This is a genomic window from Leifsonia sp. fls2-241-R2A-40a (assembly GCF_030209575.1).
Lineage (GTDB): Bacteria > Actinomycetota > Actinomycetes > Actinomycetales > Microbacteriaceae > Leifsonia.
Map to the genome: position 1 here is coordinate 1,997,602 of NZ_JARVRS010000001.1, position 18,921 is coordinate 2,016,522.

The following is an 18,921-nucleotide window of genomic DNA, read 5'->3' on the forward strand; positions in this document are numbered from 1 at the left end:
TCAGACCGCCAGATTCTCGCGAAGCGTCGACCCGGGATAGCGCGGCGCCAGCGCCCCGCGCCGGCGGAGCTCGGGCATGAGCAGCTCGCTCAGCTCGGCGAGGCCGGACGGCATCGACAGCGGGCTCGACAGCATGTACCCGCCGCGCGACCCGGTCTGCGCGAAGTTCTCCTGCAGGGCGTCCGCCACCGTCGCGGCGTCGCCGACGATGGTGTGGTCCAGCCCGGTCGCAGCCCCGAAGCCGTGCGTGAAGAACTCCGCCCGGGTCAGGGTGTGGTCCTCACCGAGCTCGGCCACGAGCGAGCCGACGAAACCGGCAGGGCTCGCCTGGGCCGCCACGATCTCGTCGCGGAGATCGCCCAGCCGGAACGAGTCCGGCAGGGTCGAGAAGTCGTACCCGGCGTTGTGCGACAGCATCGCGCCGACGGCCTCCTCCGTCCAGAAGTCGAGCACCGCATCCCGCCGGGCCATCGCCTCCGCGGTGGTGCGACCCACGATCGCCTGCGTGGCCCAGAGGATGCCGACCTTCGCCGGATCCCTCCCCTCGGCGACGAGCGCCTCGTCGAGCATCCGGCGGTGCCGCTGCTGGCCGGGAAGGCTGCCGCCGAACCCGAAGACGAGGTCGGCGAAGGACGCCGAGCCCGCGATGCCGCGGGGCGAGTTGCCGGCCTGCACGATCAGCGGGTGCACCTGTGGGCTCGGTACGGAGGCGAGCGGCCCCTTCACCGTGAAGAACTCGCCGTCGTGGTCGATCGGGTGCACCTTCGACGGGTCGGCGAACCGCCCGGTCGCCGCATCGCGGATGATCGCATCCGGGGCGACCGAGTCCCACAGCGCCCTGCACACGCGGATGAACTCCTCCATCCGCTCGTACCGGAGGTCGTGGTCGATGAGCTGGGCGTAGCCGTAGTTCGCCGCGTCGGCCCCTCGGCTCGACGCCACGACGTTGAAGGCGATCCGGCCTCCCGTGACGTGGTCGAGCGAGTTGAGGAGGCGGGCGACATAGAAGGGGTGCATGAAGGTCGAGGAGTAGGTGAGCCCGAAGCCGATCTTCTCGGTGACCATCGACATCGCAGCGATGACCGGCGACATGTCCTGCCTCGGCCACTGGATGCCCCACTCGACCGCCGGGTCGATGCTCCCCCGCCAGGTGCTCGGGATGCCCGATCCATCGCCGAAGAACAGCATGTCGACGCCGGCGCGCTCGGCGGTCTTCGCGACCTCCAGGTACATGCGGACGTCGGGGAACTGCTGCCCGACCCACGAACCCGGCTGCGCCCAGCGGCCCTCGGTGTGCGTGAAGGAGAGGTCGTACGCGATATGCATGCCGCTCATGCGGTCACCCGCTTCCAGAGCGAGACGACCTCGTCGCTGTCCGAGAGCACGGCGACATTGAGCTCCAGCTGGACCAGCGCCGCCTCGTTCACGGCCAGGTCGTACGCGGCCGTCGCGTCCCGCGGCACCACGACCGGCCAGTCGAGCTGCATCGCATCCTGCGCGGTGGCGTCGACGCAGCACTCGCTGGTGAGGCCCACGATGGTGAGCCAGTCGTAGCCGGCGGAGCGCATCCGCTGGTCGAGGTCGGTCCCGAGGAAGCCGCTGTAGCCGCGCTTGACGACCCGCAGCTCGCCGTCGGCGGGCTGCATGCGGTACCACTCCGCACCCGCCGAGCCCACGATGCAGGGCTCTGTCGGGGCCATCGGTGCATCGTAGTCGCCCTCGCGCAGCCAGTTGCTGGAGCGCCACGGGCGCGCCGGGTCGCTGCCCAGCTCCACCCAGACCACCGGGACGCCGGCCTCGCGGGCGGCGTCGACCAGGGCGCCGATCCGGGTCACCGTCGCGTCGAGCTCGGCGACCACCTCCTCGGTCAGCCCGTAGGCGCCGAGCGCGGCCGGGTCGCCGAAGTCGCGCTGGACGTCGACGACGACCAGGGCGGGCGTGGTGCCCGGCCGGGTCAGCTGAGCGAGCTGCGCATCGCGGAGGGCGCTCACCGGTCGCCGCCCGCATCGTGGGCCCGGAGGGCCGGGAGGACCGTCTCGCCGAACAGCACCATGTCCTGGTCGTACTCGGGGAAGATCAGCATCAGGCCGTCGAGGTCCGCCTCGCCGACGATGTACTGGATGTGCTCGGTGACGGTGTCCGCAGAACCGGCCACGTAGGCGGTCTGGAAGGCCGCCTCCCCGACCGCGCCCGACGCCCAGGCCCGGGCCTGGTCCTCGGGCACGCCCCACGACGCGCGCATGTTCGCCAGCGCCTCCCGGTCGACGCCCGCGCCCCACTCCTTCACCTTCGCCTCGGCGAGCGCGTCCGTCTCCGCCTGGACGACGGTGAGCATCGAGTAGGTCTTGCAGACCCGCCCGTTCGCCGCCGCCCGGGCGTGGACGTCGGCCGAGAGGTCCTTCATCTCCTCCAGGCTGTCGCCGGCGAGGAAGGCCCCGTCGGCGAACCGAGCCTGGAAGGCACGGGCGGCCTCCGACTTGCCCGCGCTGATGATGGTCGGCGTGGACGAGGGGTGGGGACGCGACTCGCAGTCCACGAGCTCGAAGTACGGCGTGCGCATGGTGACGGAGTCCTCGGTCCAGAGCCGGGTCACCGCCTCCGTCCACAGCTCGGTCATCGTGTATCGGTCCGCGTGGCTGAGGGTCGCGTCCCAGATCCCGAACTGCTCGAACTCCCCGGCGTAGGCGCCGTTGACGATGTTCATTCCCGCGCGGCCGCCGGACACGTCCTGCAGCGTGGCGTACATCTTCGCCGCGACTGCCGGGTTGTGCACGTTGGCATGCATGGTGGCCCAGATCTGCACCCGCTCCGTCGCCTCGGCGAGCGCCGACATCATGGTCATCGACTCCAATGAGCGGCCCCAGTGATCCGTGGTCCCGCCGAAGCCGCGCCATTTCGCCATCGACATGATGAAGTCGAGGCCGATGTTCTCGGCGTGCACGGCCGCGCGCTTGTTCCAGGCGTACGTGGCTTCGGGGTGGGGGGCGGTGGTGGAGAGCATCCAGCCGCCGTTTCCGATCGGGAGGAAGATCCCATAGTCTTTCGCGGGCATTGAGCGCCTTTCGCTGGGGTCGGTGTCGTCTTACGGGGCGGGCCAGATGAGCGTGTCGCCCGTGTAGATGGCTTCGATGTAGGAGTTGTCGAACCACTTCGCCGCCGTGTCACCGGTCACGGAGTCGGGGACGATCTGGAACTGGTGCAGCATGTCGACGAGCTTCGTGACGTTCTTCGGGTCCATGCCTCCGAGCGGCTGGTCGGGGGTGGGGTTGTCGGCCACGACCTGCGTCTCGGTCTTCCAGATGGTCGCGTTGAGCTTCTTGTCGTAGGTGGCGCCGCCGGACAGGTCCGCGGCGAAGCCGACGCACTCCTCGATGTTCGCGTCGCTCGCGGTGCAGTAGTCGTAGGCGTGCAGGGCGGCGCGCAGGATGTCCTGCACCGCCGTCGGGTGCGCCTTCGCGAACGCCGGGTTGACGGCCATCGCGCCGAGGGAGCTCGGGATGCCGTACGTGACCGGCTGCCAGACCGTCACCTTGTCGCCGGCCGCCTTGAGCTGGTTGGGCTCGTTGGAGATGAAGCCGGTCAGCGCCGCGAGGCCGTCCTGCTTGCGGGGCAGCACCGAGGGGTCATAGCCCTCCTTGACCAGCTTCAGCGAGTCCCAGGCGACGCCGGCCTTGACCATCATCGCCTCCACCGACGCGGGGACGTAGCCCTTGTGGCCGACGACCTGTCCGTCAAGCTGCGTGAGGTCGGTGATGCCCGGGTTGGTCATCAGGATGTCGAGGCCCGCGTTCGAGTAGGACGAGATGCCCTCGATGTCGATGCCGTTGGCGCGCGCCTGGATCAGGTCCTGCTGCGCGATGGCCGAGACGGTCGCCTGCCCGCTCGCGAGCAGCTTCGTGTTCTGGGCGGTGTCGCCGCTTCCCGGCTTGAGCGACACGTTCAGGCACAGGTCGGAGAAGTAGCCGAGCTTGCTGGCGGCGATGTACTCCAGGATCGAGGCGGAGGACTGGAACTGGTAGCCGGAGAGGTACGTGATCGGGCCGGCCGCCTTGTTCTGCTCGCAGCGCTTGGACGAGATGGCGGTTCCCGACGATGCGGAGCCGGTGGACGATCCGGAACTGCAAGCGGCCACACCGAGCGTCAGGACGACGGCGGTGAGGGACGCGAGCCCGGCCTTGATGAGACGGTGCTGCATGGGTCACTCCTTCGGGGATGGGGTGGTGCAGGGCTGCGCGATGGCAGGGGTGGGCCTCGTCGCCGGGCGGCGACAGGGTGTGGGGGCGGAGAGGCGCGACGGCCGCGGTCAGTCGGTGGAGCTCTCGTGCCAATGCAGGGCACGACGCTCGATCAACGTGATGACGCCGAGCAGGAGGACGCCCATGACGGCCAGGACGAAGATGGCCGAGTAGACGACGGCGAGCTGGTTCATCGACGACGCGACGCTGATGACCGTCCCGAGACCGCCCGTCGAACCGGACGCGGAGAGCTCTGCGACCACGGCGCCGATGATCGAGAGCGGGAAGACGATGCGCAGGGCCGCGAAGATGTAGGGGAGCGCGTTGGGGATGCGCAGGTGGACGAGCATCTCCAGCCGCGAGGCATCCATCGTCTTGTACACCTGCATGACCTGCTGCGGGACGGAGCGCAGACCGACCGCGGTGTTGATGAGGATGGGGAAGAAGCAGATCAGCGCCGTGATGATGAGCTTGGGCAGCGGTCCGAACCCGAAAGCGACGACGAGCGCGGGGGCGATCGCCACCAACGGCGTGACGTTCAGCACCACGGCGATCGGCATGATTGCCCTCCGCGCCAGCGGGAGCTCGCTGATCAGCACCGCGATCACGAAGGCGGCGACGAAGCCGATGGCCAGTCCGGCCGTCGCCTCGCCCAGAGTGATCAGGGCGTTGCCGAGGTAGTACCCGAGGTTGCCGCCCAGGGAGTCGCCGATCGCCTGCAGCGGCGGGAGCAGGTACGGCATGGAGGCCGCGCCCCACTGCCAGAGGCCGCCGAGGACGGCGAGCATGGCGATGAGCGGCAGCCACACGGCCGGGTGGATCCAGGCGATGCGGGACTTGGGATGCTTGAGGCTGAACCGCGAAGGCTCGGCGGGGACGTCCTCCTGCAGAGGGGGCGACACGGTTGCTCGTTCTGTTGCGACGCTCATCGCTGCCTCCCTAGGCCGCATCCGTCGATCGCCATGCGGAGTGCAGGCGGTCCCTGATCAGGTCTTCGTATTCGTGGAAGCGACGCTCCTCGAACAGCTTCTGGTTGCGCGGACGCGGCAGGTCGATGTCGATCACGTCGACGATCCGTCCCGGTCGCGGCGCCATCACGACGACCGTGTCGGACATGCGCACGGCCTCGGACACCGAGTGCGTCACGAACAGGACGGTCGTCTTCAACTCGTCCCACAGATCGAGGAGCTGGTCCTGGAGGCTCTCGCGCGTGAACTCGTCGAGCGCGGAGAACGGCTCGTCCATCAGCAGAACATCGGGCTGCAGGCCGAACGCGCGCACAATGGCCGCGCGCTGCTGCATGCCCCCGGAAAGCTGGGCGGGGAGCTTGTGGGCTGCGTCCGCGAGGCCGGCGCGGTCGAGCAGCTCGAGCATGTCCGGGGCCGGCATGCGGTCGCCGCGGTCGGCGAAGTCGCCGATGCGCTGCCGTCGCTTGGCCGCGCCCGGATTGATCTTCTGCGGCAGGCTGACGTTCTTCAGCACCGTCAGCCACGGCAGCAGCGCCGGCGTCTGCGGCACGAGCCCGATGAGCTTCGCCGCGCCCGCCTCGCTCGGCGTCACGTCGTGGACGCGCACCTCACCGCGATCGGCGGTCTCGAGGCCGGCGACGATGCGCAGGAGCGTCGACTTGCCGCATCCGCTCGGCCCGATCAGGCTGACGAACCGTCCCGGCTCGATCGACAGACCGACGTCCTTCAGCGCGATCATCGCCGAGGAACCGTATCCGTAGGCCTTGCCCACCGAGGTCAGTTGTACCGCTGGCGTCACCATCCACACCCTCCATGCCGTGCACGAACCCGTCAGGCCCGTTCCCAGATGGCGGAGAGCGTGCGCGGCGAGTTCGATGTCTGCCGCGCGGAGTCCGCTTGTTGATTCACCACCGTAGTAAGGCCGTGTTTCGCGAAGTCGCACCGGGATATTGCGCGCATGTTAACTCTGGTGGGGCAGCGGCACGACGTCGTCGCCGTCGAGCACCCAGACCTCGACGCCCAGGTCGGCGGCCGCCGTCGACACCCATCCGCCCAGCGCCTGAGCGGTCACCGTGGTCACGACCAGCGCGGCGCGTGCCACGTCCGCGAACACCTGCCGCAGCCAGATGACCTTGAGCATGTCGGCCAGCACCTTGTTGCGGAAGGCCGGCTTGTACGCGCCCTGGTTGGCCACCAGCTGGACGACGATCGTGCCGGCCGCGTCCATCCCCTCGACCTCGACCCGCACCCCGTCCGCGACCATCAGCTGGCGAGGGCGGAGCGCGGTGCCGACACGGTCGCTCAACGCGGACAGCATCCGCCGTTCGACCGAGCCCTCGGCGAACCGGTTCCACTCGCCCGCTCCGGACGCGTCTGCCCCTGCCATGTCGTCAGGGTAGGCAGTCGGGATTTCCGTCAGGTTTCGTCGCGACGAGCGAAGCCTGACACGGGGACGATGTCGGTCCATGATGGACGTGATGGCAGATCGCATCTCTCCGCAGAGGATCCTCGAGCACGTCCAACGGCTCGGGGAGCAGCATCCGCCGATCGCTCTCGACTCTGTCGACCGTGACGTCCGCGCACCGGCGGCCGTCGCCGATCGCTACGGCCACGTCATCGACTACCTCGCGCGGGTGGAGCTCGAAGTCGACCGGAACGTGCTCGAGCTGCTCGTCCTGCTGCCGGACGTGCACGAAGTCGACCGCATGTTCTACGCCGACGTGTGGCAGCCGCAGGAGATCCAGCACGGACTGATCCTCGACCGTCTGCAGCAGGATCTCGGCCGTCCCGCGGCCCAACCGGAGCTCGCCGTCTCGTTCAAGATCAAGATCATGGGCGCCCTCGCTCACTTCTCTTCGATCCAGGACATCGCGCGGCTGCTCTACTACCTGACCGGCGCGAGTACCGAACGGCAGGCGGTGCTGGCGTACAACGTCCTCTACGACGGGATGCTGGACCTCGGCGAGCCCGCGATCGCCGAGACGATCATCAGCCCGATCCGCAGGCAGGAGCCGGGCCACTTCGCGTTCTACCGGATGAGCGCGACGCAACTGGTGCAGAGCGGCGAGCTCAAGCCGTGGCAGCTCTACCTCGCGCGCATCCTGAGGGAGAAGACGTACAACCTCGTCGGCACGAACGGCCAAGACCGCTACCGCGCCCAGATGGGTGGCGTCGCGAGCGTGCTCGGGTTCGCCGACGACCTCGAGAAGTACGCGCGCGAGGTCGGCCGGATCGAGGCGCAGCTGCTCTGGGCGCAGCACAGCGGCATGGAGTTCCCGCCCTACGTGCTCAAAGCGCTCAAGGAGAGCGTCGACCTCTACCGGGAACGCGGGTTCAACGCCTGAAGCCGGCTCGTCGGGCTCGCGCGGTGCTCAGCGCACATGTGGCCGAATCGTCGCCTCTCACGGGCCCTCTCCGAGGGAGGGGCCGCGAGCTAGGGTGAGGAGCATGAGCACGCGGACTCGGGACATGGTGCTGCTTGACGGTGGCGCATTTCTGATGGGGTCGGACGAGTTCTACCCGGACGAACGACCTGTGCACGAGCGTGAAGTCGGTTCGTTCTGGATGGATCGCTACGAGGTCACCAACGAGCAGTATGCCGAGTTCGTCGATTCAACCGGCTACGTGACCGTTGCCGAGCGTGAGCTCGACCCGGCCGCGTTTCCCGGCGCTGATCCGGCCGTTCTCGTCCCTGGTGCGATGGTGTTCACCCCGTCGGCCGGTCCGGTCGATCTGAATGAATGGCGCAACTGGTGGGCGTGGACGCCGGGCGCTTTCTGGCGCGCGCCGTTCGGGCCGGGCTCGTCTGTCGCTGACAGGATGCAGCATCCGGTGGTGCATATCGCGTTCGAGGACGCCCTGGCGTACGCAGCCTGGGCGGGGCTGCGGCTACCCACCGAGGCCGAGCACGAGTATGCGGCGCGCGGGGGGCTGGAGGGCGCGCGATTCGCATGGGGCGAGGAGATCTATCCCGGCGGCGAAGCGCAGGCCAATTCCTGGCTGGGACGTTTTCCGTATGACAATCAGGGTGTCGGGGGGACCGCACCGGTGGGCTCGTATCCTGCGAACGGTTACGGCCTCTTCGACATGGTCGGCAACGTCTGGGAGTGGACGACCGATTACTACACGCCGCGGCATCTGCGCCTGTCTGACAAGCCGGTGGACGCCGGCAAGCGCCAGAACCTTCTCGCGACTGCGAGTGCACAGCCGGAGTTCCCTGAGATCCCTCGGCGCGTGCTCAAGGGCGGCTCGCATCTGTGCTCTCCCGACTACTGCCTCCGTTTCCGGCCGGCGGCTCGCTCGCCGCAGGCGGAGGACACGGGGATGTCGCATATCGGGTTCCGGTGCGCGCGCGACGCTGAGACTTCCGGCGACTCCTAAGACTCATGCAGATGGAGCCGCCGGAAAGACCTCGGACCAGTCTCCACGTCCGGTGTCGTCATCGTGGTGGATCAGCAGTGCAAGACCCGTGCCTCCGCGACGGGGGAAGTCCAGCATCCGCACATCGCCATTGGCGTTGCCGCCGGCGATCAGCGGCCGGCGCCCGATGCGGCTCCAAATGCGCGCCGGCTTCGATCCGGCCACGCACGTGCTCAGCATCCACGTCGACGTCTGCACGGTGTCGAACCCCAGGATCACGTACACCGTCGCGGACGGAGCCAAACAAAAAACCCCCGGATTCCGCCTGGGACCGGGGGTTTTCTCTGGTGGCTCCGACCGGCGTCGATCCGGTGACCTTTCGATTTTCAGTCGAAGTCAGGGCGTGACACAGGCCCTCGTACAGTGACAGATCGTTGAGTTTCCGCGGAAGTGGATGCTCTGAGATCACGTGAGATCGCATTGGATCTCGGGCGTTTGTAGTCAATATGTAGTCACGCCGTAGGAGCAGCGTTTCTTCTGTGAACTTTCGAACGCAACGTTCAACCGTTCTTTGTAATAGGCCTCTGGCCGTATTGCTTCCTTTAGTTCGAACGGGTGAGGGCGTCGAGTCCGGCAAACCGGCGTCCGAAGCACGAGAGGATCCGCTGAGCTAGGGTGCACAGCGTGAGCGATGCGCGATTCCGGCCCTTCGGCTATAGCAACGAGCAGTACCAGCAGCTTCTCGTCTTACGCGACGGAGTACCTGATGAGCTCAAGGAGCCGCTCCTAGGGTGGATCTTCACCGCTCTAACCCTCCCGTTCGACTTCGCCGCTGGTCGATATATGGACGAGGAGCTCGCTCACCGGGTTCGGGCGTTGACTCGAATCGATCTCGGCCAGCCCGCACGAGTCACTGTTCACGGGGACGACGTCCAACAACGGCTGCGCTCGCTAAGCGAGTTGGAGCTCCTACGTATTGCCGATGCGCTGGCGTACATCCAGTATCCATATAAGGGGCATCCGCCAGATATTGATTACGCCTTCGAGCTGGCCTCGTCGAAGTGGGAATTTCAATACGACGAGGAAGCCGGCGCATGGCGGCTTGGCGAGCGCCTGCCCGAAGGGGTGCTTGACCAGATTTCGCAGACTATTGACCTCGCCGGTACGGCTGGACAACTGCTGCACCGTGCGTTCACTGCGGCTTATCAACTCAATCCGAATGCGGGCGAGGCCTACAAGATGTCGGTGAAGGCTGTCGAGACGGCGGCGCATAAGACCATCGAACCCAACAACGCGGGCGCAACCCTTGGGACAATGTTGGGTGTGATGCGTCGTGCGCCGCGTCCGTGGACCATTCCTCTGGACGAGCGCGCAGACCACGCGGGAAACAACGCAACCTTCCTTGTGGACATGATGTCGGCGATCTGGGACGGCCAGGAGGACCGCCACCGCGATGGTCAGGTCGCACTCGATGAAGCCCGGTCGGCCTTCCATGCCGCGACGACAATCGTTGCTTGGTTTGCCGAGGGCCTCGTTCAGCAGCGTTAGGCGGAGCGAAAGCGGGCCTAGAGGTCTGCATGGGTGCTAGGGCCGGATGACCGTGGTATCGGGCAGACTGGTGGGGTGGAACGGGAGCCTCCGGCGCCGAGGCCGTTCGGTGTCTCCGCCGATGAAGCGGTCGAGTTGTGCCGCGAATGGATGATCTACCTGGGTGCGGTGGACGCCGTCGCGGCGCAAAATCCCGCCCGCCAGCTCTGTGACCTCTACAGTTCCCGCTACCTTGCCTGGGTCGACAACCGACGTGGGAACCTCGATGTCGATGCGGTTGAGAAGGCTGCCACGCTTGCAGCGTCCGATGGTCGGCAGGCGTTGATCTTTGTGCGTGGGGGCGTTCGACCGGTTGCTCAGGAGCAGGCTGACGCGCTTGGCGTGGCGATCCTCTGGTACCACGCCGTCGATGCGACGTTGGCGGGTCGTAGTCGACCCGGCCTTGCGCTCTTGGTCTCAGGGCTGGGGACGGCGTAGTCGGCCGTCCAACTCAGAAGCGATGCGAGGGCGACGGCGCTTCGGCCGGGGACGAGACTCGTGTCGGGTCGCTACGGGATGCTCGGGCGAGTTCGCGGCGGGCGGCGATCCGGGACTTCTCGAGCGTCTCTTCTCGGGGCTGACGCTGCATAGTGTCGGCCAGCTCGCTGATTGCGGTGCTGGTGGTTCCTGCGATGACGATGGCTTCGTTTCGTCCTCGTCCGCGGGTGAGTCCGACGTAGAGGCCTGCCGCATCGACGCCAGGGCCGACGATGGATCGTTCGGTGGTTTCGCCTTGGACGCCGTAGACGGTGCTGGCGTATCCGAGATGCAGGTGGGAGCCGGCGTACTCGTGGGTGATCTTCCTCAGGTGGGACGAGTCGCTAACGCTGGCGAGGAGGACGTGATCTTTAGTGATGGCCCTGATGATCCAGGTTTGACGGTTCTCCACTCCGGAGATTCTGTCGTTGCGTCGAGTCTGAACGACGTCGCCCACGAAGCACGGCTGATTCGCCTGACCGAGCACTTGACGGTCGGTGGTGAGGGCGCCGGACGCGACGCGGTGTGTCTGGATGCTGTCGTTGATCTGCTGGGCTTCGGCGTGCGTGGCGGTGACGAGTGCAATCGTCTGGCCGCGAAGGGTGGCATCAAACCATCCGTCAACCATGATCTGCCGGGCGTCGCCCTCGGCGGTGACGGAAGCGACGTGCCCCTTGTCGATCAGCTCCTCTGCGAGCCGCTGTGCTTCTTCAGCGCCGTCGGCGTCGCGGAGTCGCAACGTGAGATCAGCCCAATCGGGATCATGAAATCGGTGGATGTTCGTCAGTTCGACTTCAACGAACGCTGCGGATCGGAACAGGGCCATCGCGCCGGAGTGTCCGACGGGGAGGGCTTGGTAGTCGTCGCCAACGACCGCGATAGTTGCTCGCGTGCGTTCGATGACGTCCAGAAGAGCGTTTGCGGCTTCGAGATCGAGCATGCCGGCCTCATCGACCACGATCCGGTCACCCGGTCGGATCGCGATTCGAGGGCCTCGATACTCCGCTCCGGTCGTTGGGTCGACAGCTCCGGGGAGCAGTCGCGTCCACACTGTGCTGCCAGAGGTGCTCTCTGTCCACCGCCATCCGTAGTCATGGAGGAGCTGGTGGAGGGAGGAAGCGGCGCTGTTGGTTTCCCTCCCGGCGACTGTCGAGGCCCTCTTGGTCGGAGCGACGATGACCATGTTGTGTCCGTGCCGGCGAAGCGCGGCTCCGGCGACCTTGAGCATGGTGGTCTTACCCGTTCCTGCGGCGCCGGTGACGGAGACGATCGAGGCTGTGCCGGCAAGTGCGGCAGCACCATCGCTCTGGTCACCATCGAGGACGCGCTCCGGGTCGAGCGCGTGAGCGATCGCCGTGATCTCGCGGGCTGAGACGGCATCTCCGGGTGCTGCCATCGCGTCGATCCGGTTCGCGAGAGTGGTCTTCACGACAACCGTTGCGATGGACATCCGATGCTTGACGTGCTTCGGCATATCAGGCTCGTTCAGCAACGTCACCGTGTAGGTGCGAGTAGCAGCCTCTGAGACCGCGTCAATAGTTGCCGCAAGCTCACTGCGCTCGCCCAGAACCCCAGAGGCCGCGATCGCGCGAATGGCGCCGGCCCGGATGTCCATGTCGCTGAATCGGCCGCCCGTGCCTGTTGACCGTGTATCCGCATCAACGACTGCTCTGGCCGCCAGAAGCTCCAGATCCAGGTCGTCAATCGAGACTGCAGCCAGACGAGCGGGGGAACGGGTTTCACTGATCGTCGGGTCCGCCGACCTCATCTCTTGGCGGATGAGCTCGGTCCAGTCGTCTTCGTCCAGGTTGCCAGGTTTGTTCGGTCGGCCGGCGGCCCAGGCCCATCGGTCGATCTGATTCAGCACATCACGGGAGGGTTCCTGCCCGCAGTGCTGTTGCTTCCACCAGACCGTGCGGATGGTCTTGTTGGCTTCGATCTGCGCGGACCGCTTCGACAGCGGCCGCACCAGGTGCTGCAGCTGGGTGATCTCCCCCTCGGCGTTGAGGGTGAACCCTTTCGCGGCGAGGGCGGTGATCCAGGTGGGGTCGGTGCGGGAGGCGAGGTCGCCTTCGGCGTTGATCACGTTCTGGAACCGCAACGCGACCCGGGTGTCGATGTTGGACCATTTGCGGTCTTGCCCTTGGACTTTGACGTTGAGCCAGAGGTGGCGGTGCTTGTGTGGATCCAGGGAGCGGGAGCGTTCGTGGCGGAGTTCGACGATCTCGATGCGGGCGAGGTCTTCGCGGACGCTGCCACCTTGGCCGCGGCGGGCGTTGAGCTCGGACTGCCACAGTTTCACTATCCGGTCGCGGAGCCGGTCTTGCAGGTCCTCGTACGCGGCGGCGAGGTCGGGGTCGAGCATGGTGGCGATCGAGAACGACTTCGGGGCGTTGATCGTCGCATCCAAGATCAAGTCCGCGACGGGGGACTCCAGGTCGCGTCCGCGACGTTCCCCGGTCAGCGGGTCGAGTCCGTCCACCCAGTCCTTGAGCTGGTCTCCGGTGAGCAGGTCGTCGCGGACGGCACCATTCTCGACGATGTAGCGGGTCATCAGAGCGCCGGCGTAGCCGGCGGCGGCAATGACACCGTCAGCCGTTTTAGCGGTGAGGGTGGCGTCACAGACGCCGGAGAAGGCGTACTGGACTGCTTGCTTGACCCCGTGGGACTGCTGTCCCCGCTTCCACCGGGCTACTCCACCGCGCACCCGCACTCACCTCCCTCACACGTCGTTTCGGACTTCCGAAATCGGGCAGTCTTGTCCTTTGTTCGGAAATGACCCTCTACTTACTACTTCCGGTTCGCCGGGCGTTTTGGCGCGCATTTGGCGCGCACCCGGGTTTTTCCGACAAGTCGCGCTCTCCCGGCCGGGCAGGGACCAGCCTGATCCGGTGCGCCACCGAGCCCGTCGGCGAGCTGCCGCGCGGTACGGCCTGCGGAACGAATGCCCTCATACCTACACGTTGTGTTTCCCAGCAGGTTTTGACGCGCAAATGCGAAATTCGCCCCTACCGGATGCCGCCGAGCCGCTTCAGATTGACGAAGGGCACGCAAGCGGTCTCCGCGGTGAGCGCTGCAAGCCAACCGATGGGCGAGTGCGGGTCGGCGGCGATCGCCCACCCCTCCATGACGTGCTGGCCGACGGTCTCCACGCATTCCATCTTCTCCGCGGCAGTCGGGGTCCAGGGTCCTTCCACCCTTAGGAGTCCGCCTTGCAGTTTTGGAGCCATTTCTCCGGTGTCGATGATGAATACCCGCATCTCGCTCACTCCGCAGGTCGATCGCTTTTGAGTGCCTTTCCGGCGAGTGATAGAAAGCGAGAGGGGCGCAGTGCCGGGACCGTGGAGTACCGGACTGGAGCGAAGCGGAGGGAGGATACGCCGCGAAAGCCCGGCACGTAGCACCGGGAGGGGAGCTACGATCGGGCGACGGAAAGGCCCTCAAGATCCGCGCCAAGTGCTGCGGAGTTTGTCGTTCAGAGGGCGTGGCCTAAAGCGGCGGACGTACCCTATACGCGAGGTTTACTTCTTGGTCGTAGTAGCCATTGCGGTGGTATGGAGCGTCTGAGACAAGTCGAATCTGCGCGAACGTGCCCTCGGCAACGTCGTCGACTGTCACGTTCCACGTCAGTTGGGAGATCTCTCCAGACCTTCCGTCGGCCGTGATTGCGCCACGTGTCGCGCTGCGACCCTCGAGTCGCCAGATCAGAGGACGATCCTCGGGATCCCATCCCAGGCATTCAAACGTCACGACATCACCCGGATGGAGAATCGAGTCGACCCTCACCAGCGACTGTTGTGCCCCTGCATCGAGTCCGGGGCGATTCTGGTTTCCGAAGCTGTCAACGACTGACTCGATTCGGGGGTAGATCTCTCCCGCACTAGCTTCACGACTCATGTAGAAGCGTCACCCGATTTCTTATCTCGCCCGCGATTCCAGAGAGCAGATCGCGCTCAAAAGGGACTAGCGGACGGCTGTGAGCGACGTCGTTTCGAAGAGCATCGAATCGTCGTAGTAGGGGAAGCGTGCTCGCGCGGTCGCCCAACGCTGCAGCCACAGGCTCCCAGTTCTGTTCGACAATGTTGATCAGCTCGTAGCACTCGCACCAGGCCAAGCCTGGCCGCTCAATATCCGCCACGCCCCGGCGGGTCCGGGTTCGGCTTGCATCGCGGCGCTGATCCCACTTCGCCCGCTGTTGCTCTGTTGACACCCGGTCGAGCCACCCGTCGCCCCAGGCTTGCTTGTACGCGTGCAACATCAGCTCGCGGAGCGCCGACTCAAACGAGCTAAGGGCAGCCGACGGTTCGAGCAAAGGCACGTGTGGAAGTATGCAGGGAGACCAGGCCCTGGGGGAAGCCGTCACTTAAGTGCCTGCGTGCATCCCTCTTGGATTTGCCTTTGGTCGCCTGTTTACTACTGCTGTTTCCCGGTCGTTCTTACCGATCCGGCTCATCTGCTAGTTCTCTATGGGTCTAGCCGTCCTTCCCTTTCCGGATCTTCCGTCTTTCGCTTTCGCGTCCGCATTGTCGCCTCTGGGGTCAACCAAATCGCCCGCGAGCAACGGATCAAGTTCACAGCGTCTCTCGGGCACCACAGCCGACGTGGAGTGGCTTCTCAGCAATTGGAAGTCTGAGGTGTTGTCTGCGCGCCTAGACTGCGAGGGCACGACCTCGGAGTCTTTTGTAACGCTGGGGTTGCGGACGCATTGTTGTGGACAATGCGTTGAGTTAGCTCGAAGGCAAAGTGTTCGGCTAGTCAGGCAGACGGCGGCATTCGCCGCCCCACGCCGCCGACGTACGCCAGAGCCGTCGCCACCAAGACGATGGCCGCTCCTACCGCGAGGCTGATCACGCTGCCGTCCGCTCCCGGGGTACCTGGCACTCGACCTCCTATGCCGGCAAGGGCGATCGCGCTGGCGGTTCCGGTGGCGGCGGCGAGCTGCTGCGTGATCCCGAGGAGAGCGCTGGCGTGTGCGTGCTGCGGCTCGGGAACGTGGGCGAGCGCCCGGGAGTAGAGCGGCGTCATCAGCAGTCCGAATGCGAATCCGATCAGAAGATGGAGGCCGAACCAGACCGGCCATTCTGCGCTCTCGTTCGCGGCGACCGCGCACCCGGTCAGCCCGCACGCCAGCAGTACGAGGGCCGACACGATGACCACCCGCCCCAGGCCGCGATCGGCCGCGCGACCGGCCGATGGTGCGACCGCTCCCATCAGCAGGCCGCCGGGCAGCATCAGAAGACCGGCTTGCAGCGGCGTGAGATGCGCAGTGCCCAGGAGAAGCAACGGGAAGAGCGCGAACGCACCGAACAGTGCGACGAGTACGAGGGCGAGGGTGAGCGCTGAGGGCGCGAACCCGCGGCGTCGGATTGTGCTGAGGTCGAGCGTCGCCCGTGAGGGGCCGAGCGCGCGCTGACGCCACGCGAAGGCGGAGATCCCGAGCAGGCCGCAGGCGAGCGCGGGGAGTCCGACCGGAGCGCCGACGGAGGCCGCGGCGACGACGACTCCGCCGAATCCGGGAACGGATAACGCGATCGACGGCAGATCAAAGCCGCCGTCGGACTGGCCCGTGCGGAGGTCGCGGCGGAGCAGAGGGGCCGCGATGAACAGGCCGAGATAGAGCGGCAGCTGCAGGAGGAAGAGACCCCGCCATCCGGTGAGAGCCAGGACCATGCCGGCGGCCGCCGGCCCGAGCGCCGGCGCGACGGCGGTGGTCAGCCCGGCGATGCTCAGAGCGCGGCCGCGACCGCCCGGGGTCGAGGTCCTCAAGATGGTCGTCAGGAGCATCGGGATGACCGCCACGCTTCCGGCCGCTTGGATGACCCTGCCGGCAACCAGCCAGGCGATTGTCGGCGCTGTCGCGCTGATGACGACTCCGACGGCCAGGAGTCCGCACGACCAGCGGAAGATGGTGCGGGTCCTGTGCCTGTTCAGGAGAGAGCCCGTGAGTGGAAGGAGGACGGCGAGGGTGAGCATGTACGCGGAGGTCGCCCACTGGCTGTCGCCGACGTGGGTGCCGAGTTCGTGGGCAATAACGGTCAGTGAGACGCCGGTGAGCGTCTCGTTGAGCAGGATGACGAAGACCGCGCAGGTAAGGGTGGTCAGCATTGTGAGCTCGTCGCGTCGCATGGCGTCTCCGTCCGCGGGCGACCAGCCCTTCGGCTGGGTCATGAGCGCCGCGATCCGCCATGACGGGGTGTGACCCGCCGGGGCGGAGTCAGTGCACAAGTATGTAAAGATGTAAGCACATAGACCATAGGAGGTCAACGATGGATAAACGTACCCCCGACATCGCCGTCGCCGGTGCCCCGGTCAGCTTCGGCGTCTTCGAGTTGACGCCGCAGGACAGTCCCGTCGCCCTCCCGAACGGCGCCGCCGTGCTGGCCGCCCTCGCTGAGACCGGATATGACGGTGTCGACCTCGGGCCGCGGGGCTTCCTCGACGGCGTCGGCGAGGACGGCGACCTGGGCACACGTCTCCGGGCGGCGGGCCTGCACCTCGCGGGTGGCTGGATCGAGCTGCCCTTGAGCGATGACGCGCGATACGCCGCTGCAGTCCCCGAACTCGAGGCGGCGCTCGACGTCTTCGCCGCGGCCGGCTCAGGGCCGATCGCGCCCCGTCCGACGCTCGCGGACTCCGGCGACGACTACCGTCGCGCGCATCCGGGCGCCGGTGAGGGCCACGGTTTGGATGCACACGGCTGGGAGCGGGTCGGCCGCAATCTCGCGGACGCCGCCCGTCGGGTGAGTGACAGGGGCCTGGAGCCCACGTTCCACCACCACGCGGGCACGTTCGTCGAGACCCCAGACGAGATCGACGAGCTGCTCGACCGCATCGACATCGGCCTCACTCTCGACACGGGGCACCTGCTGATCGGCGGGGGAGACCCGGCCGAGGCGTGGGCCCGCTGGGGCTCGCGCATCAACCACGTGCACCTCAAGGACGTCGACCGCGATCGCCTTCGCTCGATCGTCGGGGCAGGAGGTGGGATGGTGGAGGTCTGGTGCGGCGGCACCTTCGTGCCGCTTGGCGACGGTGACCTCGATGTGGCCGGCTTCCTCGACGGTCTGGTGGCCGCGGGCTATGCCGGATGGGTCGTAATAGAGCAGGATGTGCTCGCGGTCGACCACTACGACTTCAATGCGATCGTGCAGGAGCACCGGCGCAATCGAGACGTCCTGCGTCCGTGGTTCTGAGCGGGTGCGCGGTCGACTCGTCGGCGGACCGCGCCGCGCTCACGGCAGAGGAGCGGTGGTCGCTCGCACCACGAGGGTCGGCTCGACCAGCGTCAGCCGGCCGTCGGCCTCGGGCTCCTCGAGCCGCCTGACGAGCGCTTCGGCGGCGGTGGCGCCGACGGCGGTGCTGGCGTTGTCGACAGACGTGAGGTTCACCAGCCGCATCGCGGCGAGGGACGTGTTGTCGTATCCGACGACGGAGAGGTCCCGCGGGACGGTGAACCCGCTCTCGCCCGCAGCGGCGAGCACGCCCGTCGCCACCACGTCGTTGAACGCGAAGATCGCCGTCGGCCGCTGCTCCATGGCGAGTAGGCGCAGTGCAGCCGCGTAGCCGTCGCCCTCTGTCGTGCCACCGGCCTCCACAGCGGGATCGTGCACCCCGCGCTCGGCGAGGAAGCCGCGAAAGGTGTCGCGGCGGATGGCGGGGATCGCCCCGCGACCCCCGTCGATGTGGGCGATCCGCCGATGACCGAGCTCCCAGAGATGTGTGAGGGCGAGCCGGGTGCCCACGACGTCGTCGTTCGCCACCACGTCCAGTCCGGCACCGGCGAAGTCCCGGCTGGCGGCGACGACTGTCGGCCGCCGACGCGCCGCGTCTCGCAGGACCGCGGACGGGTCCATCGTGCCCATCAGCACCAGTCCGTCGACGTGGAGCCGGAGGACGCTCTCCACGAGGCCCCCGCCGGCGTCATCCAGCCGTTCGTCGGCGAGCACCGTCCGGTAACCGGCTTTGCCGGCGGCACCGGCGAATCCCTCCAGGCAGTTCACGAACCACGGATTGCGCAGATCGTTCATTACTACGCCGAAGACCCCGGTGCGGCGGGCGCTGAGACTCTGGGCGACCAGGCTCGGCTGGTAGCCGAGGTCCGCCATCGCGGCCTCCACGGCTGCGCGACGCTCCGGGCTGACCTTCGGCGACCCTTGAAGCACCAGGGAGACCAGCGACTTCGACACCCCCGCGCGGGCGGCCACCGTGCGGATGGTCGGCTGAGCGTTCGGGGACTCCATGCTGCAACTCTAGCCGCGGATGCGGCGTTGACAGACGGCCGCGGGTGCGGCATG

The 18,921-nt window shown here is 66.9% G+C and carries 17 protein-coding genes; 5 read left to right on the forward strand and 12 right to left on the reverse strand.

The genetic code is table 11. The features are described from left to right. The 7 genes from QRN40_RS09970 to QRN40_RS10000 form a co-directional block, all read right to left on the reverse strand. Positions 1-1,335, reverse strand: a complete 1,335-nt coding sequence (locus QRN40_RS09970) for an NtaA/DmoA family FMN-dependent monooxygenase (RefSeq protein WP_285115451.1) — start codon at positions 1,333-1,335, stop codon at positions 1-3. Further along, positions 1,332-1,991, reverse strand: a complete 660-nt coding sequence (locus tag QRN40_RS09975) for a cysteine hydrolase family protein (protein WP_285115458.1) — start codon at positions 1,989-1,991, stop codon at positions 1,332-1,334. The genes QRN40_RS09970 and QRN40_RS09975 overlap by 4 nt, the downstream gene beginning before the upstream one ends. Continuing rightward, entirely contained in the window at positions 1,988-3,052 is a 1,065-nt protein-coding gene (locus QRN40_RS09980; protein ID WP_285115459.1) for an LLM class flavin-dependent oxidoreductase, read from the reverse strand. Before QRN40_RS09980 ends, QRN40_RS09975 begins: the two co-directional genes overlap by 4 nt. A gap of 30 nt (positions 3,053-3,082) precedes the next feature. Continuing rightward, entirely contained in the window at positions 3,083-4,195 is a 1,113-nt protein-coding gene (locus QRN40_RS09985; RefSeq protein ID WP_285115460.1) for an ABC transporter substrate-binding protein, read from the reverse strand. Positions 4,196-4,303: 108 nt separating this feature from the next. After that, on the reverse strand, positions 4,304-5,164 hold the full coding sequence (locus QRN40_RS09990) for an ABC transporter permease (RefSeq protein ID WP_285115461.1): 861 nt from the start codon (positions 5,162-5,164) through the stop codon (positions 4,304-4,306). A gap of 10 nt (positions 5,165-5,174) precedes the next feature. After that, positions 5,175-6,005, reverse strand: a complete 831-nt coding sequence (locus QRN40_RS09995; RefSeq protein WP_285115462.1) for an ABC transporter ATP-binding protein — start codon at positions 6,003-6,005, stop codon at positions 5,175-5,177. A gap of 159 nt (positions 6,006-6,164) precedes the next feature. Further along, positions 6,165-6,590 carry a hypothetical protein gene (locus QRN40_RS10000; protein ID WP_285115463.1) on the reverse strand — a complete coding sequence of 142 codons (426 nt, stop codon included), beginning with the start codon at positions 6,588-6,590 and terminating at the stop codon, positions 6,165-6,167. 91 nt (positions 6,591-6,681) lie between these two features. Here QRN40_RS10000 and QRN40_RS10005 point away from each other — a divergent pair, with 91 nt between their 5' ends. Both QRN40_RS10005 and QRN40_RS10010 read left to right on the forward strand, forming a co-directional pair. Then, entirely contained in the window at positions 6,682-7,548 is an 867-nt protein-coding gene (locus QRN40_RS10005; RefSeq protein WP_285115464.1) for a GTP-binding protein LepA, read from the forward strand. A 103-nt stretch (positions 7,549-7,651) separates the two neighbouring features. Continuing rightward, positions 7,652-8,584 (forward strand): formylglycine-generating enzyme family protein, encoded by a 933-nt coding sequence (locus QRN40_RS10010; RefSeq protein WP_502878911.1) that lies wholly within the window; start codon positions 7,652-7,654, stop codon positions 8,582-8,584. A 3-nt stretch (positions 8,585-8,587) separates the two neighbouring features. Here QRN40_RS10010 and QRN40_RS10015 read toward each other — a convergent pair whose 3' ends face one another. After that, the gene (locus tag QRN40_RS10015) at positions 8,588-8,842 is read right to left on the reverse strand and encodes a hypothetical protein (RefSeq protein ID WP_285115465.1); all 255 of its coding nucleotides are present in this window, start codon (positions 8,840-8,842) and stop codon (positions 8,588-8,590) included. A gap of 405 nt (positions 8,843-9,247) precedes the next feature. On the opposite strand from QRN40_RS10015, the gene QRN40_RS10020 reads away from it, so the two are divergent. Next, positions 9,248-10,111, forward strand: a complete 864-nt coding sequence (locus QRN40_RS10020) for a hypothetical protein (RefSeq protein ID WP_285115466.1) — start codon at positions 9,248-9,250, stop codon at positions 10,109-10,111. Between the two features lie 75 nt (positions 10,112-10,186). Then, a complete protein-coding gene (locus QRN40_RS10025; protein WP_285115467.1) occupies positions 10,187-10,588 on the forward strand; it encodes a hypothetical protein in 402 nt (133 codons plus the stop codon). Between the two features lie 13 nt (positions 10,589-10,601). Here QRN40_RS10025 and QRN40_RS10030 read toward each other — a convergent pair whose 3' ends face one another. The 3 genes from QRN40_RS10030 to QRN40_RS10040 all read right to left on the reverse strand — a co-directional run bounded on the left by QRN40_RS10030 (position 10,602) and on the right by QRN40_RS10040 (position 16,795). Continuing rightward, positions 10,602-13,181 (reverse strand): AAA family ATPase, encoded by a 2,580-nt coding sequence (locus tag QRN40_RS10030; protein WP_285115468.1) that lies wholly within the window; start codon positions 13,179-13,181, stop codon positions 10,602-10,604. A 454-nt stretch (positions 13,182-13,635) separates the two neighbouring features. After that, positions 13,636-13,779: a hypothetical protein gene (locus tag QRN40_RS10035; RefSeq protein WP_285115469.1), complete on the reverse strand. Its 144-nt coding sequence runs from the start codon at positions 13,777-13,779 to the stop codon at positions 13,636-13,638. A gap of 1,603 nt (positions 13,780-15,382) precedes the next feature. Beyond that, positions 15,383-16,795, reverse strand: coding sequence for an MFS transporter (locus tag QRN40_RS10040; protein ID WP_285115470.1), 1,413 nt, complete (start codon positions 16,793-16,795; stop codon positions 15,383-15,385). 98 nt (positions 16,796-16,893) lie between these two features. Here QRN40_RS10040 and QRN40_RS10045 point away from each other — a divergent pair, with 98 nt between their 5' ends. Further along, complete coding sequence (locus tag QRN40_RS10045) at positions 16,894-17,820, forward strand: sugar phosphate isomerase/epimerase family protein (protein WP_285115471.1); 927 nt, start codon at positions 16,894-16,896, stop codon at positions 17,818-17,820. 39 nt (positions 17,821-17,859) lie between these two features. Here the strand turns inward: QRN40_RS10045 and QRN40_RS10050 are convergent, their stop codons facing one another. Continuing rightward, complete coding sequence (locus tag QRN40_RS10050) at positions 17,860-18,867, reverse strand: LacI family DNA-binding transcriptional regulator (protein ID WP_285115472.1); 1,008 nt, start codon at positions 18,865-18,867, stop codon at positions 17,860-17,862. Positions 18,868-18,921: the final 54 nt, after the last annotated feature.